This is a genomic window from Rhodohalobacter sp. 614A (assembly GCF_021462415.1).
Classification (GTDB): Bacteria; Bacteroidota; Rhodothermia; order Balneolales; family Balneolaceae; genus Rhodohalobacter.
In genome coordinates, this window is the sequence record NZ_JAKEDS010000001.1 from 504,348 (window position 1) to 525,550 (window position 21,203).

Genomic DNA, 21,203 nt, shown 5'->3' on the forward strand with positions numbered 1-21,203 from the left:
TATTATCTTTTAAACTGTTGCCGATTAAACCTGTAACTCACACCCGCAAGTAACCGTAGCCCTTTTCGGCTCTGAATCGGGTTGATGCTGATATCTTCCGAAATGTCCAGGTCTACATTGTAGTAGCTGGCATCAATCTTCAGATCCAATGCGTCAATCAACGGAACCTGCACACCGGCGCTAAACTGGATGGTGGTTGGCATTCGTGTTTCCAGATCACCTTCTGTCACCAATCCGGTGCTTGTATCGATATCGATCTGGCTGTTGTACACCAGCGATTTTTGATATCGGAAATGACCGTAAATTGTCGCTTTCTCAATGGCTGTATTGACCCGCCCGTCAATCCCCGCCCGAAAACTGTTTCCGTTTCTTTCTATTTGAAGATCATCGGGGTTCAGCAAAAGCTGGGCGCCAATCGCCGGACCGACCTGGAATTGTGAAAATTTGAACCCAAACCGGCTGAACAAATCCACAGTATGCTCTCTGCCGGTTTCTTCCCAATAGCGGCCAAAAAGATTCAAATTGAAATACGCCTTTTTACCACTGCTGCTTCTGTCTAACCGGAGGTCAACATAGTTTGTGAGTTGTGTTTCTTCCTGTGGATGATAGACATACTGAACAGAAAAGGCCGTCCGAGCCAATCCTGCGCCGGATGATTTATTCCACTGATTTCGCAGGCGAATTCTATAATTGTCAAAAGCCTCGTTATTCGGGAATTGTTTGGCGATTAAAATGAGTGATGTTGTACGGACATTTCCAGCCCATTCCAGGTCCAGCCGCCCTCGATTGAAATTATTGCCTTCGGCTTCCGCAGCGTAAGTAAGTTGCTCGGCTTCAGCCCTGATTCCAAAGCTGCCGTTGCCGGTCAACCACGTTGCCCCTGCACTGGGAATAATGCGCATATAATCCAGGAAACTGATTTCACTATCCTGAATTCTTCCCCTGACCCCAATATTTGCCCGCGTTTTCGAGCCGTTGAAATTCAGCCCTGTATTAAACCTGGCTCCTTTAAATTCATTTCCCCCGGAAACATCATATGTTTTCGAATCTGCCTGAACATCTCCGAAAAATCTTGTTTGTGGATTGAGAGGATGATCAACCCTAGCGCCAAATCCCATATTCTGAAAATTGTTTCGCTCGAAATTTGCATCACTGAAAGAATTGTAAAGGACTGATCCCTGCAACCGTGTACCCCCGTTTGTTTGATGTTGCACGTTCAGGTTTACATCATTTGAAGTGTATGGCGTTTGAATCACATCGTTATTGTGATTCAGATTTACATTCAGCCGGGTTTGTGGGCTGAATATCACACTGCCGTTCATATTCAGGTTTCTTGAAGTGGTTGATTCCTCCTCCATCGACTCATAAGAAGAAGTGCCTAATCGTAACGAAGCCGTACCTTCATAACCAATTTGATTGCCCCCAGATTGTGCCAAAACAGGTGATCGCATCGGTGATAATTTCCTGTGGTAATGAGCGGCATACTCATAATAGGTTTCGATTTTTTCTTTTTCATTCAGGTATGCAGAATGAACAGTTGAAGCCTCTGTCTGTTCACTGGAAGAAAGGCCACCAAAGACTTCATCAAATTCTGTAAACAGCTCGCGGGCCTGATGGTATTGATTTTGAATACGTTCATACAAATGATCGGTCATCTGCCTGATGCGTGGATCTACAGATAATGCATTTCCTGAGACCGGCTCATTTACTTCTCTCTCAATGATTTCGCCGTTTTCGCGATGAATCCATCCCTCGCGGCCATTTTTGAGACTAATTCTATACCACTCATTTCTTTGCTCAACAAGGGGAAATTCATCACCTTCCAGAACTTCCATAAGAAGGGGAGAGGTCACTAAATCCGTCTCCCGAACTTCTGCTGTGACATCTGTAATTTGAACAAACTGTTCGGTATTGGATGCAGCTACATCACCAGCATTCATCTGCTTTGCAATAAGCAGAAACGAAGCTGCATTTTTTTGAACATCAGCCCGAACGGCTTCAATATCAGATAAAATATCTTCGAGCTCTGCCTGGTTTGCAGCTACAAGAAGAGTTGGAGTCAGCCAACAGTATAAAAAAATGGCAATGACTGTTTTTCTCATCGAAAGCAGATTTAAAGTTTGTACCCAACCTTTTTAATTCTGCTTTAATGAACAGACCCGCCGCTAAAGAATAAATACCTAACTGTAGGTATTTATTTCTATCAGAAAGCGTAACCGATTGTTAAGAGGAGTCCGCTTGTTGTGAGTTCAATGCTGTCCAGCAGATCCTCCAGATCTCCAAACTCTTCATTATCACCCAATTCATCTTCGAGTTCTTCAAACAGTTCAGCTTCACTGTCAAAAATATTTCCCAATCCAATGTCATATCTCAAATCAACCGAAACGGCTCCGAAGTTAGCCCCCAATCCCATGATAAAACCATAGTTAATGTCATTTAAAAGATCCTTGATCTCAATCCCATCAAAAGAACCTTCATCTGTGCCGACCGTGGCATCAAGCAAATATCCGGCAAAACCACCCGCGTAGACAAACGGACTTACACTTTCTGACTTGATGGGTATATTTAATTTTAACATGGCAGGAATATCGAGATATGATAGCGTTAATTTTCCTTCCCCATCCTCAACATCCACATCAAAATCTGTACCTGAAAAATGATCCTTCCCTCCCTTTTGGATGTATAGAGCTTCAAACTGCGCTGAAAGCAGGTCTGAAAATGGTTTCTCCACAAAAATTCCTGCAGCGAATCCGAATTTTGAGTCCGAGGTTTCTTCAACTGAAAGCCCAAAAAAGGATACACTGGCTATGGAAGAGTACAAGTCCGTCCCACCTTTTAATCCGATACGGGATTCTCCCTGAGCATGCAAATCCAGAATTCCGGACATCAGAAAGCAAACTGTAGCGAATAAAGTAATGAGACTCTTTTTCATGGTATTCATATTATTTTGAATGGAAATTCTGATCAGATTTAATTCTCTTTATGATTCATTAATCTGTAAATCGGGGTTTTCTTCTCAGGCAGGTCTTGAACTGTTAACGACATAATATTACTAAAAAGATTTGAGATCCCTTGAGAAAATTTTGTTTCTAATCGACCGGGATATTTAAAATTACAGTGGTTCCATTTCCGGGGGAAGAATCGATGGTTAAGTCTCCCCCGAAATCATCCACACGGTTTTGAATGGTGGTATATCCCAGCCCCCACTGGACTTTTCCCGGATCGAATCCAACTCCATTGTCCTCAACCATGATATTCAGCATCTCGTCATGCTGGGTCATCTGAACCACCATCTCCGAAGCCCTGGAATACTTTACAGCGTTTGAAAGCAACTCCTGTATACTTCTGAAAATGGAAATTTCCACACTATTTTCGAGCCTGTCTTCCAGCCCGGTTCCAATCACCTGAATATCAATTTTCCGGGCTTCGGAAATTCTGGATGCCATCGATTCCACAGCCGGAACCAAACCTTTCCTGATTAAAACACCGGCACTTTTACTGTGTGCTATTTTTCTCACTTCATCATATGTCTCTTCTAAAAGATGGCTTGTTTTTTGATGAAGCTGATGATAATCCTCTTTTTTCCGTCCATCATCCAGACTTTCAATATATAGCTTGAGCGTTGCGAGCGAACTACCTATGGTGTCGTGCAATTCCTCGGCTATTTTCTCCCGCTCTTTTTCCTGGCCTTCCAGCATCGCATTAATGCCAATCAGTTCTTGTTCTTTCAGCAACTTCTCCACATGCTGTTTCTCAAGCTTTTCATTTTGCTGGGCGATAATTCGTTTCTTACGAGTGTTTTTTAAAGCCAGAAACCCGATGATCAGTGTAGCGACAAACAGTCCGGATAAGCCCGTCAGCAACATCCGGTTTTGCTGCTGACTCGACTCTAACTGTGCAATTTCCAGCTCCTGCCGTTCAGATTCATACTGGGTGCGGAGTTCATCAATAACCCGCTGGCGGTCAGTCGTAAAAATACTGTCGCGGTGGCTAAGTGTAACATCAAAATAGTGAACCGCTGAGTCAGGCTGACCGGCTACAGAATAGGCTTTCGCAAGATTGCTGGTTACATGCCACCGTTCATCGCCATTGGACAACGGCAATCCTTTTTCCAGGTATTGAATTGCTTCTTGTGGCCGGTCTAATTCTGTTAATGTTTGCCCCAGATTATTATAGATCGGAACCATATTCGAATAATTTCCGATGGCTTCTTTTGCCGCCAGAGATTTTTTATAGTAATCCAATGACGTCTCAAACTCACCTTGTTCAAAATAAATCTGTCCAAAGTTGTTATAGACAATTCCAAGGGCATATTGATCCTGCAGTTCATCCCCAATGATTTCTGCCTGACGGTTATAATCAAGCGATTCTTCAAAGTTATTCAGCCGGAGATACTGTCCCGCAAGATTGGTAAGGGTGATTATCTCATATTGCTGAATATTATTTTCCTGGAAAACCGGTAATGCCAGTTCATTATAGCGCACGGCATTCGAGTAATCCCCCATATCCGCAAAAACCCCGGCCATATTATTGTGGCTCATGGCAAGGTTCACTTCATCTCCACTATCCTCAAAAAATGATGCACTTTCCAGAAAAACTTCCAGCGCCTCCTGGTGTTTTTTTTGTCTCAATAAAACTACACCGACCCGATTATTGATGCGTGCCGCCTGATCTGTATCTCCTGCCCGTTCTTTACTGGTTTTGGCATCACGAAAATTGATTAATGCTTCATCCAGTTCACCAGATACAAAATGGAGCCTTCCTTTTTGGTCGTAAATATCACCGAGTAAAACTTCATCGTCTGCAAGTTCCACAGACTGGTTTACATATTCCAATGCCCTGGGAAGATCAGCAGCCATGGAAAGTTGCGCTAATTGCAGATAGATATGGGCTTTCTCATTTTGATCTACTTCTACCGATACGGCTTGAAGAAGACTGTCGGCCGCTGATATTTGTGAGTAGACCGGAGGCCGATCAAAGAAAAGAATACAAAGCCACCCGAGTAGTATTGTGGTTAACCACCTCAAACCTATCTATTTTTCATTGATTTATTCATAAATCTAAGAAATAATAGATTTGAAACAAGTACTTGTATTGAGAAGGATTGTCGCGGGCTTCCGAAAATTTTGGAATTACTCGTATCTCAACGATTCCACCGGGTCTACTTTTGCAGCTTTGACTGCCGGAAAGATACCGGCGATTAACCCAATCAGTGCCAGCACACCTACCGTGATGATCACTGCCATTTCAGAGATCTGCGGTTTTCCAAGAAATTCGCCGGCACCTTCGGTCATATCCATTGCAAGAACCGCGAACACAATGGCCGACGAAATGGCCATCCCCAGGAAACCTCCCAGGAAGGAAATAAAAAGTGATTCGAAAATGAATTGTACAATGATATGAACTTTTCTTGCTCCCACAGCCAGTTTAATCCCAATCTCCTGCGTGCGCTCTTTTACAACCACAAACATAATATTGGCCACACCTACACCGGCAATCATCAGCGTGAAAAAACCAACCGTAAAAAGGAAAATCTCAAGGCCCGCCGAAACTTTCTGATTCATCTCTTCAGCTTCAATAAAATCCCACATCGGCATGGCCTGTTCATCTGCGGGATCAAACTTGTACTTGGCAGAAAATATATTCGTGATGCTCTCCTTGATTTCCTCTTGCTTGCTGGGATCGGTAGGCCGTACCAAAATGGAACCGACATAACGGTCTCCATAAATATTTCTGAAGGTTGAGTATGGAATAATCGCTCGGTCGGCATCCGGGCCATTATTCATGGATGTTTGCATTTTGGATTGCATCGTTCCAATCACCGTAAAAGGTACGTTATTGAGCATCACTTCCTTACCCACTGGGTCTTCTCCCTGGAAAATCCGTTGAGCAATTTCGTTTCCCAGGAAAAGAACGCGGCGGACTTCATCCACATCTTTCTCATTAATAAATCGTCCCCCGGCGGCGGGATACATTGTGCGCATAATCTCAAAATCCGGATTCACTCCCTCCATGTAGGTGTTGGTTCGAACGTCACCATATTCAATTGTTGCTCCCCATCGGCCGTACTGCGGACTTGAATACTCAATATCAGGAACGGCTCTTTCAAGCATGGAAACATCTTCTTCCGAAAACCGGATCGCCCTGCCAATCCCGAGTCCTTCGTAATTCATACTGGTTTGTCCACCATAAATAATAATGACCTGATTTCCTGCGCCCAGCATTCCTTCTGCCATGCTATTGCCCAGCCCCCTGCCAAAAGCCAGAAGAAGTACCACGGAGAGTGTTCCCCACGCAATAGCAATGATCGTCAGAAAAGACCGGAGTTTTTGGTTTCCAAGATCCGTAAAAAATTCTCTAAATAGATTTCGCCACATTCCTTATCTCCGTAAACATTCTACAATATCCAGCCGTGCTGCTCTCCATGCCGGGAGTAAGCCGGCTGCAAATCCCACGAATCCCAAAACGGCAAATGCAATCAACCCAACTTCTGGTGAAAAGTAAGGGGCTCCAACAAATTCCTTAATTGGAATATTTTGTGTGGCCTGTACCAGCAGCCATCCTATGGCATAACCGGCACCTGCACCCAAACCGATAATCAAAAAGGTTTCCAGGAAAAATTGTCCCATAATGTGATGACGTTTTGCACCGACTGATCGCCGGATACCGATTTCTTTCATCCTTTCCTGGACAACCACAAACATGATATTGGCAACCCCAATACCGCCGACAGCAAGTGTAAAGAAACCAATCAATCCCAGAAAGCCGTTGATTCCCAAAAACATGATGTCGATAAATGCCCAGAATTCATTGGTGTCCCAAATCCCGACGGCATCCGTATCAGACGGATCAAACCGGTGTTTCCGCCCCATCACTTCGTACACCTGATCCCGAATGTTTTCGGCCATTGCCGGATCCTTCGGCGTGTAAATGATATTATTGATAATGTCGGTACCCATCATAGTAGAAAATGTAGTTGCAGGAATAAATGCCCTGTCCTGATCTTGTTGAGAATAGGATGAGTTTTGAATTTTCTCATGAAGTACCCCAATCACGGTGAAAGGTGTATCCTGCATCATTACAGATTTTCCTACCGGATCTTCATTTTCGAACAGATTTTGAGCCAGCCGGTTACCGAGAAAAATCACACGTCTTTGCTCACGGATGTCATGATCATTTAACCAGCGTCCACCTTGTTTTTCATACATATTCCGAACATCCTGATATCCCGGATAAACCCCGCCAACTGATGAGTTTCGCCGTTTTTCGCCATATGAAATCTGCAGGTAGCTGGAATATTCCGGAAGAACAACGTCGATCTCCGAAATCTGCTGCTTCAGCATCCAGGCATCGGCTTCGCGAAACCGGATGGGACGGCCTATTCCATATCCTTCAAATGCTTTTGTTGTTTGCCCGGGAAACATAATGGCAAGTTGATCTCCCATCCCCCGCATATTCAAAACGGTTTGATCTCTGAAACCTACTCCAAAAGCAAGAAGCAAAATGAGCGTGGCTGTACCCCACATGATTCCAAAAATCGTGAGGAAACTTCGCAGCCGTTGCTGGTTTAGGTTTCTGAAAAGGTCCGTAAAAAGACTCAGGATTGACATGGATGATTTTTAAACTGATGACTTATTTAAACTTGCTTACAGATTCTCTATCTCACGGTAAGTGTTTTAACCGGGCGTTCATAAACGGTATCACCTTCAGCAAGGCCATCGGTTACGGCAACTGTAATGGCGTCACTCAAACCTAACTGAATTTCTTTTTCAACTCTGCTGCCGGGTTCATCACCGGGAATTTCCACATAGTTTTTACCATCCCGCATAGTGATTACCCGTTCAGGAATAGTAACTACATCCTGGGCTCTTTCGATAATGATATCGGCATTTGCGGAATAACCGGCTCTTAGTGTTACGCCATTTGTATCGGTAATCGTAATCTCAACCGGAAAAACCGTTGCATTATCTTCCTGTGTAGCCTTCAGTGAAATTCGAGAGACTTCACCGTAAACAACGGCATCAGGCAGAGCTCCGATCTTGATTTCTGTTCTCATTCCTTCTTCCATTTTGCCAACATCAATCTCATCAACTGTTCCTTTAAACAGCAACTTGTCCATCCCGGCAATACTCATCAACGCGGTACCGGCCTGGTAGGAGGTTAACGGAACTACAGGCTCACCTTCATCAACCATCTTTTCAAGTATATAGCCATCGACTGGTGCACGAATTACCGATTCAATCACCGTATCACCAATCGAAACTTTACCGGATTCCAACAAATCGAGACGCTCCTGGCTTATTTGAACGCGAATTTTTACATCTTCATACTGCTGTTCCAGTTGCTCATACTCCTGAGCAGAAACCAGATTTTGATCCATCAGTGTCTGCATGCGTTTCATTTCGCTTTCAAGACTTTCTTTCTCGATTTGGGTTCGTTCCAGGTTTCGTTTTGCCTCTGCGAGCTCCAGTGGAGTTGGATCCGGTTTTACCTCAATAAGCGGCTGACCCTGGGTGACGTATTCTCCCGGTTCGGCAAAAATTCTACTGACAACCCCCGAGATTTTTGATTTGATTTCGATCTCATTTTCAGGTTCAATCGTACCAACTGCCAATGCTTTTTCAATAACTGTCCCGATCTCGGCAACCACAAACGGATCTTCCTGACCCTCTTCTGAGGATGAATCACCCTGCAAAAAGTAGAAGGCCCCGCTGCCCAGTACAATCACAACAAGAAGAGTTATCCAGATTTTCTTTCCTTTCATTTTAACATCCTTTTTTTGATTCAAGACTGACTTGTCATTCATTCATAATCTCACTTACGCAAGAATTTTTACAAGGTTACTGTTAATCCGGTCCTAAACTCTCTCTTTTTTATTTTACTTTATGTGTTAGAATTTTTTTATCAACCACATTTAACTTGTTATTTTGAGCCTGAGATGAGTTTATCTTCATAAATAATGCTTCAATCTCTTCGGGATGACAGGAATTATATTCGCAACATATTTAAATCATTTATCTTTGAAGAAAGCTCTTTACAAATACTTCCGGATGGCAGAGCTTTTTGTATTTACATGTTTCATTTCCCTTTCTGCTGCTGAAGTAAATGCACAGCCCACAACAATTGCATCTGGAGTAGAGTGGGCATCAGAAAGGCTCGATACTGGTATTTATTGGAAAAATTATCGCGGAACGGATCTTTTTGATTCCAGGCAAAGTATTAATCTGATTGAAGTTTTTTTGGACAGTGTCACCACCGAATTCAAAGTAGCTTTCCTGAAAGACAGCATGATTAAAACCAGCCAATTTGCCAACGAAAATGACGCTCTTGTTGCTGTAAACGGGTCCTTTTTTAGGAGAGATACCGGAGGATCGGCAGTGTTTCTGAAAGTAAATGGAGAGGTTATTTACGAAGGAGTCCCACGGCGCAACCGATTTAACGAAAGTGGTGCTGTGGCATGGTCTTCAAACAAATCCATTCAAATTTTAAAAAAACCAGAAGAAGGCTGGCATCATGCAGACTTTGAAACCGTTTTGAGTTCCGGTCCCCTGTTAATTTTTGAATCCACTGTCCAACAATTCAATAATGATCCTTTCCATCAAAACCGGCATCCCCGAACGGCCGTTGCACTAACAAACGACAAGCGTCTCTATTTGGTTACTATTGATGGACGGTCGTTCCAGTCTTATGGAATGACAATCCCGGAACTGTCAAAATTTTTACTGGATCTTGAATCTGAATATGCTCTTAACCTCGATGGTGGAGGTTCAACATCCATGTGGATTAAAAATGCAACAGAAAACGGGATTGTTAATTATCCGAGCGACAATCTGGAATTTGATCATGAAGGTGAGCGAACGGTTGCAAATGCATTGCTTATCATTCCGTCCCAATAAGGATTTTTCAAATCATAACATTAAACATAACTACCAAAAAATATGAAACGTATAGCAAAAGCAGTTTGGAATGGCTCCGGAACCGAAGGATCCGGAACTCTGTCTACCCCTCAAAGCAAGGCGTTTGTCGACCTGCCGTATTCTGTAAAATTGCGGTTCGAAAATGAAGACGGAACCAAAGGAACAAATCCCGAAGAATTGATTGCAGCCGCACATGCCGGATGCTACGCCATGGCCCTGAGCGTTGGTCTCGAAAAGCAAGGCTACAAGGCTGATTCAATTGAAACAAAAGCAACACTCAGCCTCGACAAGCAGGATAATGGATGGGCGATCACAAAAATTGACCTGAAACTGGATGCAAAGGTACCCGATATTTCTGAAGAGAAATTTGGTGAAATTGCCAAAGCTTCAAAAGAAGGTTGCCCTGTATCGAAGTTACTGAACGCTGAGATTACTCTCGATTACACCTTGAACTAAATTATTTACCGGATCTTTGGCCATAATAACCAAAAAGGCCAATGATCCGGTGTTTCTATGCTTTCCTCATTTATTTGTCTTCCCTTTCTCAAATAAAACTGACACTTTTAGCAAAACACGGATTTGATTAAGTTGTGCCAGCTTTTATGATTTAAAATCACACCATTCACCTATTCTTATTTCCCGATCATGAAAAGAAGGGCTGTACGTTTAACCTTTTTCCTGTTTTTACTTTTTGTTGCCTCACCTGTTTTTGCACAAGTACAATCACCTGAAGAATTTTTGGGATATGATTTGGGAGACCGCTGGACTCCACATTATCTGGTGATGGATTATGTTCATCATGTCGCCGAGGAATCCGGCTATGTTACGATTCAAAAATATGGCGAAACCTATGAACACCGCGACCTTCTATACCTGGTTATCACAACTCCGGAAAATCATGAAAATCTTGAAGAAATACGGTTGAACAACCTCCGGATGACCGGACTTGAAGAAGGTGAAATCACATCCAACCAAAAAGCTATTGTGTGGCTGAGTTACAACGTTCACGGCAATGAAACATCGAGCAGTGAAGCCGCCATGAAAACTTTGTATGAACTTGTTCAGCCCGGCAATAAGGAATCCAAAAACTGGCTGGATAACACGGTAGTTATTATGGACCCGATGGTCAATCCCGACGGACGCGACCGTTATATTTACTGGTACAAGCAAATGGTTGGCGAAGAACCAAACGCTACATTCGCCGCACGTGAGCACCACGAACCCTGGCCTGGAGGCCGCTCCAACCATTACATGTTTGACCTGAACAGAGACTGGGCCTGGCAAACCCAAATAGAGTCTCAGCAACGCTATGATATTTACAAGCAATGGTTCCCGCACGTTCATGTGGATTATCACGAGCAGGGATATGACAGTCCTTATTATTTTGCGCCGGCAGCTGAACCGTTTCATAAAGTAATAACTGACTGGCAACGGGAGTTTCAGGCAGCCATCGGAGAAAATCACATCAAATATTTCGACAAAGAAGGCTGGCTCTACTTTACAAAAGAACGGTTCGACCTTTTTTATCCCAGCTATGGAGATACCTGGCCAACGTACCACGGCTCCATTGGCATGACCTACGAACAGGCCGGTCACAGTTTAGCGGGTCTTGCCATCGAAAAAGCCGAAGGAAATTCACTGACACTGCTTGACAGATTAACTCACCATTACACAACCGGGATGTCAACCGTTGAAATTTCGTCCCAAAATGCCGACAAGCTTATTGAAGAATTTCAAACCTATTTCTCAACAGCCCGTGAAAATCCGGCGGGGCAGTACAAAACGTTTGTCGTAAAAGCCGATAACGATCCCGATAACATCTACAACCTGCTAACGGTATTAGACAGAAACCAGATTGAATACGGTACTTCCGGTGGCGCCAGAACTGTAAATGGTTATGATTTCTCAACCGGAGAAACAGGACGCATTTCCATTTCGGAAGGTGATATTCTTGTAAGCACTTACCAGCCACAGGGAAATTATGTGAGAATTTTGTTTGAACCCAATCCCGAGCTTTCAGATTCTCTGACATACGACATCACCGCATGGGAAGCCCACTATCGATTTGGCCTGGATGGCTATGCACTGGAATCTCAAATCAATCCGGAAATGAATATTTCTGCATCCGATTTCCGGTCAAGTAAAATTACAGGTTCCGATACACCTTACGCCTATATTGTGGAGTGGAATTCTCTGGATGATGCCCGGTTTCTTGCCGAAATCACAAAAAAAGGTGTTAAGAGTCGATTTTCTACGGTGGATTTTGAGCTTGGAGGGAAATCGTACAAAAAGGGAACTCTGATTATTACACGCAACGGCAACCGTGATCTTGGGGACTCTTTTGATGAAATTGTGCAGTCCGCCGCCGAAAAATATCAGCGATCGCTTTATGGTTCTGCCACCGGCTATGTTTCAAGCGGTTCCGATTTTGGTTCGGGGAACGTTTCTTTCCTCGAAAAACCAGAAGTGGCTGTGATTACAGGCGAGGGAAGTTCATCCCTGAATGCGGGAGAAATATGGCATTTCTTTGATCAGCAACTCGATTACCCGGCTACGCTGCTCCATTCAGGCGATATAATGAGAACAAGTCTTGATGATTTTAACGTTCTGATTTTACCCTCCGGCTTTTATTCAGGGATTTTCACGGATGAAGTGATCGAAAAAATAAGCACCTGGACCAAAGACGGCGGCACTTTAATATCGTTTGGTTATACCAATCGAATTTTAGCGGGCAGAGATGGTTTCCAGCTTCAGCGAAAAGTGAATGAACAAGAAGAACCTTCCAACGAAGAGAAGCTTCAGCCTTACGAAGATCGCATTCGAAACCGCGCAAGTTCCATGGTTCCGGGATCCATCTTTAAAATTACTGTTGATAATTCCCATCCTTTAGGCTACGGCTATGGCGATCATTATTTCTCCCTGAAAACGGATGGCTCAGCTTATGAATATCTGGACTCTGGCTGGAATGTTGGAGCTGCTGAAGCAGAAGCACCCATCAGCGGATTTACCGGACATGAAGCCAAACAGGAATTGGAAAATACACTTTCTTTTGGCGTACAGCCTCACGGATCAGGCCAGGTTGTCTATTTTGTGGACAATCCGCTTTTCCGTGGCTTCTGGGAAAACGGCAAACTGCTGATTGCAAACGCTGTTTTCTTTGTAGGGAATTAAGAATGGATTGTGAGTAGTGGCAACTCATGAATTGCCACTACGCAAATCTTACATCTCATTACTGAGCATGCACTTTCAGTTTCAGTAAAGCAGCGGCGATTTCGATCGGGGTAAAATCGCCTTCGGCAAGCGGTTCAAGCTGATCAATATATTCTCTCAGTCCGCCGGCATGAAGAGTTTCAATGACATCATCCAGATGATTGCCCATCTTGGATTGTCTCACTTCCGAAACGGATGGCATAGGCAACGGCATTAACTGCGTTCGGATCATCTTTTCGATATATCGAATCCGTTTTCTTTTATTCCCGGATGAGAATGTAATCGCCATCCCGTTTCTTCCAGCCCGGCCGGTTCGGCCAATTCTATGCACATAATATTCGGGATCCTGCGGAATATCATAATTGAATACAACATCCACATTTTCAACATCCAGTCCGCGGGCAGCCACATCGGTGGCAACCAGCATATCAATCTGGCCGGTTCGGAATTTGTTCATCACTTTATCCCGAACATTCTGACGCATATCTCCATGAAGTGCATCTGATGAATATCCACGCGCCTGCAAATCCTGGACCAGTGAATCACAAAGGCGTTTGGTATTGCAAAAAATCAGGGCCAATTTAAAATTGCCTACGTCCATAATCCGGCAAACGGCTTCGGTTCGCACCGAATCCCGGACTTCCATCACAAACTGTTCAATTCCGGCAGCCGTTTCAGCTTTTCCTTCAACCTTCACCATTTCCGGCTGATGCATCCATTTATTCATGATTTGGCGGATTGCCTTTGGAACCGTTGCCGAGAACATCACCGTCTGGGCTTTTCCAGAACTGTAACTCAAAATTTCTTCCAGGTCTTCACGAAAACCCATATTCAGCATTTCATCGGCTTCATCCAGTACAACAAACTTCAGGTTATTCAGCCGAAGTGTTCCGCGCTTCAGGTGATCAATAATTCGGCCGGGAGTTCCCACCACAATCTGCGCACCTTTCTTCAACGCTTTAAACTGCCTGTTGATGGGTTGCCCGCCATAAACCGGAACGGTGTACACACCATTTGTAAATTTCGCGAGTTTGATCAACTCTCCCGTAACCTGAATGGCAAGTTCTCGGGTGGGAGTCAGTATCAAAACACTGGGAATTTTTGAACCGCTGTTTGCCATTTGAATGGCCGGAATACCGAATGCAGCTGTTTTTCCTGTACCGGTTTGAGCCTGTCCAACCACATCAGACCCCGAAAGTACGGCGGGTATGCATTTTCCCTGGATTGGGGTTGGAGCCTCAAAGCCCATTTCATTTATGGCTTTAAGAATTTCGGGCTGAATCCCAAGGTCTGAAAAAGAGACATTTTTCATAAAAAATTATTCTGTTTTATTTGATTTTTGCATTCGCCACGCGCATCGCTCCACTCTTGTTTTCAGAAAATTCGGGAGATACTTTCCTGGCCAAAGCGCGTTTTACAAACATTCAGAAGTGAACTTGCTGAAGAGAGGCAAAAATAGAACCGACAGGACAGGTTAATGGAGAATCGCCAATAATTGAGCAGCTAAGGTACGCATTATTTTAAGATTAACTACACTTTCTTCTGGTTACCCGCTATTTATTTTTTTTGACTGAGCTTTTCTATTCACAATTGGTGCATGTCTTTTTCAAAGGTAAGAAAGAAATCAGCTTTTCTGTTTTCCACTCAAACCAACGTAATCACTTCCAATAAAACGACTATGAATAAAAATATGCATTCAAATCACCGGCACTATGTAACACTTTTTGCTTGCCTGACCTTTGTACTTTCGATACTGCTCGTTTCCTGTAAAGACAGTTCGACATCATCAGAAGATCCCGATGACAATGATTTTGAAACTTGTGGCGACACACTCAAAGATATAGACGGAAACCGTTATAAAACCATCCAATTTGGGGATCAATGCTGGACAGCCGAAGATATGCGAGCCCGCTCTTATAATGATGGTTCTGCCATTCTTAATATCGAAGATGATGAGACCTGGGCCTCCATGTCAATGGGAGCCTGGGCATACTACGCAAATGATGAATTCAACAGCGATATCAACGGAAAAATGTATAACTGGTATGCTGTAAATAACAGCCGCGGAATTTGCCCTACCGGATGGAGAGTTCCATCCGATGATGACTGGAAAACGCTTGAAATAACTCTGGGAATGACTCCCGAGCAAGCCGATGGCGTTGAATGGCGGGGGGATGATGAAGGAGAAATCCTGAGAGATTCCAACGGATTTTCAGCCGTTTTGGGTGGTTCGAGATCTGGAAACGGAGCTTTTTCCGCCGGAGGAAATAACGGCGCATGGTGGAGCAGTACAGAATATAATGACTTCAACGCCTGGGCAAGGTTCCTTTATTATGACATTTCCAAGGTATACAGAAATAATTATGACAAACGAAATGGTTCGTTTATAAGATGTCTGCTCAATTAATTCCTGTTCAAAAATCTACTGAGCTTTTCAGGAAAAAAAGAGTGCATATCACATAAAAACTGACAAAGGGTACTCATTAGACTGGTTTCATAAGAGTACAGTTTCAGCTTTAATCATTTAATTCTTTTATATCATGAAAAAACAATTACGTTTTAAACATTTGCTGTGGTTTTTTCTGGGTTCTTTTTTAATGATCTCCTGCAAGAGCTCCAACAGCTCAAAAGAAACCTTTACACTATCAGCCACCGTCTCTCCATCAGAATCCGGGTCGGTTTCTCCTGCAAGTGGAGAATTTGATAAAGATGAACAAGTTCAACTCACAGCATCTGCCAACAGCGGCTGGGTGTTTAAAGAGTGGAACGGAGATTTGTCTGGCGTCAATAATCCGGCTTCAGTCACCATCACCAAAAATATGAGCATCAATGCGCTGTTTGAGCAGCTTACCTATCCACTTACTGTTGAGGTTGAAGGACAAGGTGAGGTTACCGAACAAATCGTTAATGCTAAAACCGATTATGCGGAGGGCTCTGTTGTTCAGCTTACAGCAAATCCCGCTGCAAACTGGACATTTACGGGGTGGAGTGGTGCGCTCAGCGGAACCCAAAACCCGACCACCATTACGATGGATCAAGCCAAAACGGTTACAGCCCAATTTGAATTAAAGAAATATAAACTCACGTTAAATATAAGTGGGAATGGAGGCTTGAACTTCGAACCTTCAAATAGCAATCGAATGTTTGCCCATGGTACCGAGGTAGAGTTAACCGCCAATCCATCCAATGAATGGCGTTTTGTTGAATGGACCGGAGATCTGGAGACACAGGATAATCCCGCAACGGTTACCATGGACGGCCCTAAAAATATCACTGCCATATTTGACTTCGGATTTAATGAAGACTTTGAAGATGGCGTGGCCGATAATTGGGTTTTCTCAGATAACCGCTTCTCTGTTGCAGACGGCAAACTTCAGTTTTCAACAGGAAATGACGGAAACTGGGGTGGAGGCGTTTATGATCAAGTATTTTCAGATTATAAAATTGAAGCAAAAGTAACACGAACGCGTTCGGACGAAACAGAAGACTATACACTCGCCCTTTTTATACGGGTTCAGGGAAATGTTGAAGAGGCTTTCCTTCAAAATGGCTATCTGGTTGCAATTACCCAGAGCGGATGGGGAGCCGTCTTTAAACACGAGAATGGTATTGAAACGGAATTTTCACCATGGGTAGAGGTTCCTCAACTAAATGATAATTTGGGAGAGTATAACATTGTAACCGTCAATGTAGTTGGCCCAACGTTTGAGATTTTTATCAATGATGAATATATCATCACTTTGACCGACGACACCTTTTCTGATGGATACGTTGGCATAGGAGCGTATGCAAGCGATAATGGAAACAACCGGGTTTTTTGGGAATATGTAAAAGTAACCCAGGCAGATGATGTATCTAAACGCCTTCCCAAAACCGTTCAAACCCCGTCAGAATCTGCTGAACCGAATGGTGATGCAACCGGTCGCCCATTCAATTAAACAACTCTCATTTTAATAGAATCTCCCAATTCGGCCTTCCGGATTGGGAGATTTTTTTGATCTTTTCTGCCTCAAAGAGTTGCATATATGGTTGAACACACTATCAAACTTCCATTCTATCTATGAAAAAAATTACTCTTTCCTGGCTTTCTTTTATTGTTCTCGCAGCCACTTTTGTTTTTGTCTCATGCAAAAGTTCGAACAGCTCAAAAGAAACGTATTCCCTTCAAACCACTGTGTCGCCTTTGGAATCCGGTTCAGTCACACCCGCCAGTGGTTCCTTTGATGAAAATGAACAGGTTCAACTTTCTGCTTCAGCCAATTCTGGCTGGGTGTTTAAAGAATGGAATGGAGATCTATCCGGAAGCAATAATCCGGCAACGGTTACCATCAACAAAAATATGAGTATCAACACGCTGTTTGAGCAACTCACTTATCCACTTACAGTTGAAGTTGACGGTGAGGGACATGTGTCGGAACAGATCGTCAATGCCAAAACCGATTATACCGAAGGCACTGTGGTTGAGCTGACAGCAGAACCGGAAACGAATTGGGAATTTACCGGTTGGAGTGGAGATCTGAGCGGTTCAGAAAATCCTGCAACCATTACAATGAATCAGGCTAAAACGGTTACAGCCCAATTCGAAGAAAAAACCTATCCGCTTACCATCAATATCCAGGGAGAGGGAACTGTAAATGAAGATATTGTAAATGGCAAAACCACAAATTATTCCCCCGGTTCAATGGTAGAACTTACAGCTGAACCATCAGAAGATTGGTGGTTTGATAAGTGGATTGGTGATTTGGAAAGTAATGAAAACCCGGCGACCATTACGATGAACGGGCCAAAGACCATCAATGCCGTTTTTGACTTTGGATTTCGTGAAGATTTTGAAGACGGCGTTGCTCAAAACTGGCTTTTCTCCGACAATCAATATGCCATTGAGAATGGAATGCTGAAATATTCTCTTAAAAATAAGAGCCAGGGAACCAGCGCTTATTACGATAGAAAGTTTAAGGACTTCAAACTTCAGGCGAAAGTCTCACACTCAGCTGGAATCACTGAAAGCGGTGCTGTTATTTTTATTCGTTCCGATGGTTTACTAATTGTGGATGAAGACAGTAAAACATTTACCCTGGGATACTTTTTCATGATTAATCCTGAGGTTGGAGTTGCTGTTGTTAAGTCTGAAAATGTTGGAAACGAAACAGAATCTTCCTTCCTGTATGAAGAAGAATTGAACCTGAAGGGCGGGTTAGATCAGTTCCATGACATCACAATCAATGCAAACGGTTCTACATTTGATCTATTTATGAATGGAGAACATATTTACAGTTTTACGGATGATAAATATTCAGAAGGGTATATAACTATTGCCAGTGTCTGTTTCGAGAACGGTAAAAATTGTAATACAAACTGGGAACATGTAAACGTTTTTCCTGCCGACCCGCCAAGAAACAATTAATGGCCGATTGAATCTTTCTTTTCGCTCCTATGTTACTGCCAAAGATTCTGTATCTTTGTACGTTAATCTGATAAAGATTGAATACGATTCATGGCACGCAAGAAGTTCGATATCCCCGTAATGTACCAGTCTCCGGTCATACGAAAAGTGAAGGAGGCAAATAAAATTACCGATCCGCGCAAGAAGGATCTTACTCCAACTGCACTCAATTTTGGACCAGTTTCCTTTTTGATTCCCAGGCATTTCGGGTTTTGCTACGGCGTGGAAAATGCTATTGATATCGCTTATAAAACCGTAGAGGAAAATCCTGGCCAGAATATCTACCTGTTGAGTGAAATGATCCACAATCCCACGGTGAATGAAGACCTTCAAAAAAAAGGTGTAAAATTCCTGTTTGATACGGATGGCACTGAACGAATTTCAATCGAGTCCCTGGATTCTGACGACATTGTGATTGTCCCCGCTTTTGGAACAACAATTGAAATCCAGGAAAGACTTAAGAAACAGGGAATTAATCCGTATCAGTACAACACAACTTGTCCGTTTGTGGAGAAGGTTTGGAAACGGGGAAATCAACTTGGCAAAAAAGGCTACAGCCTGGTCGTCCATGGAAAACACCGCCATGAAGAGACCCGCGCCACATTTTCGCACAGCGCCAGTCATTCCCCGGTTGTGGTTGTTTTGAATCCTGAAGAAGCCCAAATACTTGCGGATATCATGACTGAAAGACGACCGCTGGAAGATTTTGAAAAATACTTCGGCCACAAAAGTACTGAAGGGTTCAATCCGTTGAAAGACCTTGCCTTTTTTGGCGTCATCAATCAAACCACCATGCTTGCTACAGAAACGCAGGAAGTGATGGAAATCCTGAAAAAAGCGGCTACAGAACGGTTTGGAGAGAGTAATGTACTCGATCATTTTGCCGACACATCCGATACACTCTGCTACGCAACCAATGAAAATCAATCTGCCACGTATGCCCTGGCAAATGCGGAACCTGATTTAGCCATTGTAGTTGGCGGCTACAATTCATCCAACACCATGCATTTGGTCGAAATTCTGGAACAGCACTGCCCTACGTACCACATCAGGGATGCGGGCGAGTTTGAGTCACCAAAAAAAATCCAACATTTCAACCAGTGGAAAAAAGAGATCCTGGAAACTGAAAACTGGCTCCCAACAGACAAACCCGGCTTAAAAATTGCCCTCACTTCCGGCGCATCCTGCCCGGATGTTTTAGTGGATGAAGTGCTTCTCGAAATATTGGAATTCTTTCCCAACGCCAGAAATGTTGAGGAAGTGATCGCTCCATTTGGTGAGACGGCCGAAGCAAGTAACTGATATTATTCCGGCACAATTCGGAAATAGGCAACCCTTGGCGGCTGGAAACTTCGCAGCCGGATGAAATAATCCGTTTCCACCACTTCTATTTCCGGGGAAACTCTTCCGGATGAATCCTCTTCAATTACCGAATAATCTACATAAGCCCTGAACGGACGTGCCCCCTGAATGACCGAATACTGATCCAGAGGCACATCAAACCGAACCATAACAGACGACGGATTGTAAGTGACTGCCATTCCCGATGGCAGGTTTCGGGTGCGGATCGGTACCCGTACCTCAGCTTCAGTAAACTCGGTGATTTGTGCTTCAAAACTGACCACATTCGGGCTCAGGCTTAATCCAAATTCAGGTTCTTGTAACTCAACTGTTCGCTGAATGTCGCTATTCACATTATTGATAACCACCTCAGCCGTCTGCCACTGGGTAATATCTTGAAGTTTGGATTCTGCCCCCGATATCGTAACACTGTCGGGAGTAATTAACGGTTGGGCCATCAGACCGAATTGTTCCTGCATATTCAGCCGAACGTTATTAATTACCGGGATTACTTTTGTGGCTTTTCTTTCTGTTTCTACGGTTAGCTGTGTGGGTTGAACCTGGATAATATTCAGATCGGAAAAAGCACTGATTTGATTTCTCATCTGATCGGCAAGATTTACACTTCCATCCTGAACAGTCAACAAAACTCTTGGAGGATTGTTATAAACAGAGATAATATTCCATCCTTCACCGGATAAGTTAACCATCGCACTTTCCGGCACATCACTACTCACAATTTCATCATTCGGCACATTGGCAATCTGAATGGGTATCTCGATGGATACATTAAAATCCCTGCTTAAATTCACGATAAACCAAAGGCAGAGAGAGATAATGAGGGCGATGCTAAAGGCAACAATTTTTTCACGGTTCTCAGCATACGTATCCGGATCATCTGTTCGGGATTTGGAGCCGGATGAGAAAAAGCTTCGAAAACGATCGGATATGACGTCAAAAAATTTCATGTTGCCAGACAATATGCATAATTATTTCATGTTCGGACAATAATATCCTTCACTACTTTTGATTCCACACGATCATTCAGTTTTTTGGCAATCGTGAAGCGGTTTTTGTGAATTTCATACCTCCATGCTTCATTTTCAACAGTAACAATCAATTTTGAGCCGTCAAATCGAATTTGTTTGGTAACTTCAGCAATTTTTCCGCCTACAACATCGGGCCAGTAGTGTAAAACCATTCCTCGCTTCATTTCTGTTTTTTGAGGAATTTTGTCCATGAACTCCTGCAGAAGATTGTTCAACGCCTTTGGTTTTCGACCGAATGCCATA

15 protein-coding genes and 1 pseudogene are annotated in these 21,203 nt (G+C 43.4%); 7 read left to right on the forward strand and 9 right to left on the reverse strand.

Annotated features, from left to right (window positions below; translation table 11 throughout):
• Positions 1-2: 2 nt before the first annotated feature.
• The 6 genes and pseudogenes from L0B18_RS01945 to L0B18_RS01970 all read right to left on the reverse strand — a co-directional run bounded on the left by L0B18_RS01945 (position 3) and on the right by L0B18_RS01970 (position 8,764).
• Positions 3-2,102, reverse strand: a complete 2,100-nt coding sequence (locus L0B18_RS01945) for an SH3 domain-containing protein (protein WP_234567457.1) — start codon at positions 2,100-2,102, stop codon at positions 3-5.
• A 266-nt stretch (positions 2,103-2,368) separates the two neighbouring features.
• Positions 2,369-2,941, reverse strand: a pseudogene (locus L0B18_RS01950) (porin family protein); the annotation flags it as partial.
• A 148-nt stretch (positions 2,942-3,089) separates the two neighbouring features.
• Entirely contained in the window at positions 3,090-5,027 is a 1,938-nt protein-coding gene (locus L0B18_RS01955; protein WP_234567460.1) for an ATP-binding protein, read from the reverse strand.
• Positions 5,028-5,132: 105 nt separating this feature from the next.
• Complete coding sequence (locus tag L0B18_RS01960; protein WP_234567461.1) at positions 5,133-6,377, reverse strand: ABC transporter permease; 1,245 nt, start codon at positions 6,375-6,377, stop codon at positions 5,133-5,135.
• A gap of 3 nt (positions 6,378-6,380) precedes the next feature.
• Positions 6,381-7,610 carry an ABC transporter permease gene (locus tag L0B18_RS01965; RefSeq protein WP_234567462.1) on the reverse strand — a complete coding sequence of 410 codons (1,230 nt, stop codon included), beginning with the start codon at positions 7,608-7,610 and terminating at the stop codon, positions 6,381-6,383.
• A gap of 47 nt (positions 7,611-7,657) precedes the next feature.
• Positions 7,658-8,764, reverse strand: coding sequence for an efflux RND transporter periplasmic adaptor subunit (locus tag L0B18_RS01970; protein ID WP_234567463.1), 1,107 nt, complete (start codon positions 8,762-8,764; stop codon positions 7,658-7,660).
• A 256-nt stretch (positions 8,765-9,020) separates the two neighbouring features.
• On the opposite strand from L0B18_RS01970, the gene L0B18_RS01975 reads away from it, so the two are divergent.
• From L0B18_RS01975 to L0B18_RS01985, 3 genes are all read left to right on the forward strand, one after another.
• Positions 9,021-9,896 (forward strand): phosphodiester glycosidase family protein, encoded by an 876-nt coding sequence (locus tag L0B18_RS01975; RefSeq protein WP_234567464.1) that lies wholly within the window; start codon positions 9,021-9,023, stop codon positions 9,894-9,896.
• 42 nt (positions 9,897-9,938) lie between these two features.
• Positions 9,939-10,373, forward strand: a complete 435-nt coding sequence (locus tag L0B18_RS01980) for an OsmC family protein (RefSeq protein WP_234567465.1) — start codon at positions 9,939-9,941, stop codon at positions 10,371-10,373.
• 189 nt (positions 10,374-10,562) lie between these two features.
• Positions 10,563-13,088: a M14 metallopeptidase family protein gene (locus L0B18_RS01985; protein ID WP_234567466.1), complete on the forward strand. Its 2,526-nt coding sequence runs from the start codon at positions 10,563-10,565 to the stop codon at positions 13,086-13,088.
• Positions 13,089-13,146: 58 nt separating this feature from the next.
• On the opposite strand, the gene L0B18_RS01990 is transcribed toward L0B18_RS01985, so the two are convergent.
• Entirely contained in the window at positions 13,147-14,439 is a 1,293-nt protein-coding gene (locus L0B18_RS01990) for a DEAD/DEAH box helicase (RefSeq protein ID WP_234567467.1), read from the reverse strand.
• Between the two features lie 366 nt (positions 14,440-14,805).
• Between L0B18_RS01990 and L0B18_RS01995 the strand changes: the two genes are divergently transcribed.
• The 4 genes from L0B18_RS01995 (at position 14,806) to L0B18_RS02010 (ending at position 19,872) form a co-directional block, all read left to right on the forward strand.
• On the forward strand, positions 14,806-15,534 hold the full coding sequence (locus tag L0B18_RS01995) for a fibrobacter succinogenes major paralogous domain-containing protein (protein WP_234567468.1): 729 nt from the start codon (positions 14,806-14,808) through the stop codon (positions 15,532-15,534).
• A gap of 133 nt (positions 15,535-15,667) precedes the next feature.
• Positions 15,668-17,065 (forward strand): InlB B-repeat-containing protein, encoded by a 1,398-nt coding sequence (locus tag L0B18_RS02000; RefSeq protein WP_234567469.1) that lies wholly within the window; start codon positions 15,668-15,670, stop codon positions 17,063-17,065.
• 122 nt (positions 17,066-17,187) lie between these two features.
• On the forward strand, positions 17,188-18,531 hold the full coding sequence (locus L0B18_RS02005) for an InlB B-repeat-containing protein (protein ID WP_234567470.1): 1,344 nt from the start codon (positions 17,188-17,190) through the stop codon (positions 18,529-18,531).
• Between the two features lie 90 nt (positions 18,532-18,621).
• Positions 18,622-19,872 carry a 4-hydroxy-3-methylbut-2-enyl diphosphate reductase gene (locus tag L0B18_RS02010; RefSeq protein WP_234567471.1) on the forward strand — a complete coding sequence of 417 codons (1,251 nt, stop codon included), beginning with the start codon at positions 18,622-18,624 and terminating at the stop codon, positions 19,870-19,872.
• Positions 19,873-19,874: 2 nt separating this feature from the next.
• On the opposite strand, the gene L0B18_RS02015 is transcribed toward L0B18_RS02010, so the two are convergent.
• Together L0B18_RS02015 and L0B18_RS02020 are read right to left on the reverse strand one after the other, a co-directional pair.
• Positions 19,875-20,879: a CdaR family protein gene (locus L0B18_RS02015; RefSeq protein WP_234567472.1), complete on the reverse strand. Its 1,005-nt coding sequence runs from the start codon at positions 20,877-20,879 to the stop codon at positions 19,875-19,877.
• Positions 20,880-20,905: 26 nt separating this feature from the next.
• The gene (locus tag L0B18_RS02020; RefSeq protein ID WP_234567473.1) at positions 20,906-21,202 is read right to left on the reverse strand and encodes a DUF721 domain-containing protein; all 297 of its coding nucleotides are present in this window, start codon (positions 21,200-21,202) and stop codon (positions 20,906-20,908) included.
• Position 21,203: the final 1 nt, after the last annotated feature.

Coding starts and splice junctions, on each gene's coding strand:
- L0B18_RS01945 (WP_234567457.1), bottom strand. CDS start 2,102: ATGAGAAAAACAGTCATTGCCATTTTTTTATACTGTTGGCTGACTCCA.
- L0B18_RS01960 (WP_234567461.1), bottom strand. CDS start 6,377: ATGTGGCGAAATCTATTTAGAGAATTTTTTACGGATCTTGGAAACCAA.
- L0B18_RS01965 (WP_234567462.1), bottom strand. CDS start 7,610: ATGTCAATCCTGAGTCTTTTTACGGACCTTTTCAGAAACCTAAACCAG.
- L0B18_RS01970 (WP_234567463.1), bottom strand. CDS start 8,764: ATGAAAGGAAAGAAAATCTGGATAACTCTTCTTGTTGTGATTGTACTG.
- L0B18_RS01980 (WP_234567465.1), top strand. CDS start 9,939: ATGAAACGTATAGCAAAAGCAGTTTGGAATGGCTCCGGAACCGAAGGA.
- L0B18_RS01985 (WP_234567466.1), top strand. CDS start 10,563: ATGAAAAGAAGGGCTGTACGTTTAACCTTTTTCCTGTTTTTACTTTTT.
- L0B18_RS01990 (WP_234567467.1), bottom strand. CDS start 14,439: ATGAAAAATGTCTCTTTTTCAGACCTTGGGATTCAGCCCGAAATTCTT.
- L0B18_RS01995 (WP_234567468.1), top strand. CDS start 14,806: ATGAATAAAAATATGCATTCAAATCACCGGCACTATGTAACACTTTTT.
- L0B18_RS02000 (WP_234567469.1), top strand. CDS start 15,668: ATGAAAAAACAATTACGTTTTAAACATTTGCTGTGGTTTTTTCTGGGT.
- L0B18_RS02005 (WP_234567470.1), top strand. CDS start 17,188: ATGAAAAAAATTACTCTTTCCTGGCTTTCTTTTATTGTTCTCGCAGCC.
- L0B18_RS02010 (WP_234567471.1), top strand. CDS start 18,622: ATGGCACGCAAGAAGTTCGATATCCCCGTAATGTACCAGTCTCCGGTC.
- L0B18_RS02015 (WP_234567472.1), bottom strand. CDS start 20,879: ATGAAATTTTTTGACGTCATATCCGATCGTTTTCGAAGCTTTTTCTCA.
- L0B18_RS02020 (WP_234567473.1), bottom strand. CDS start 21,202: ATGGCATTCGGTCGAAAACCAAAGGCGTTGAACAATCTTCTGCAGGAG.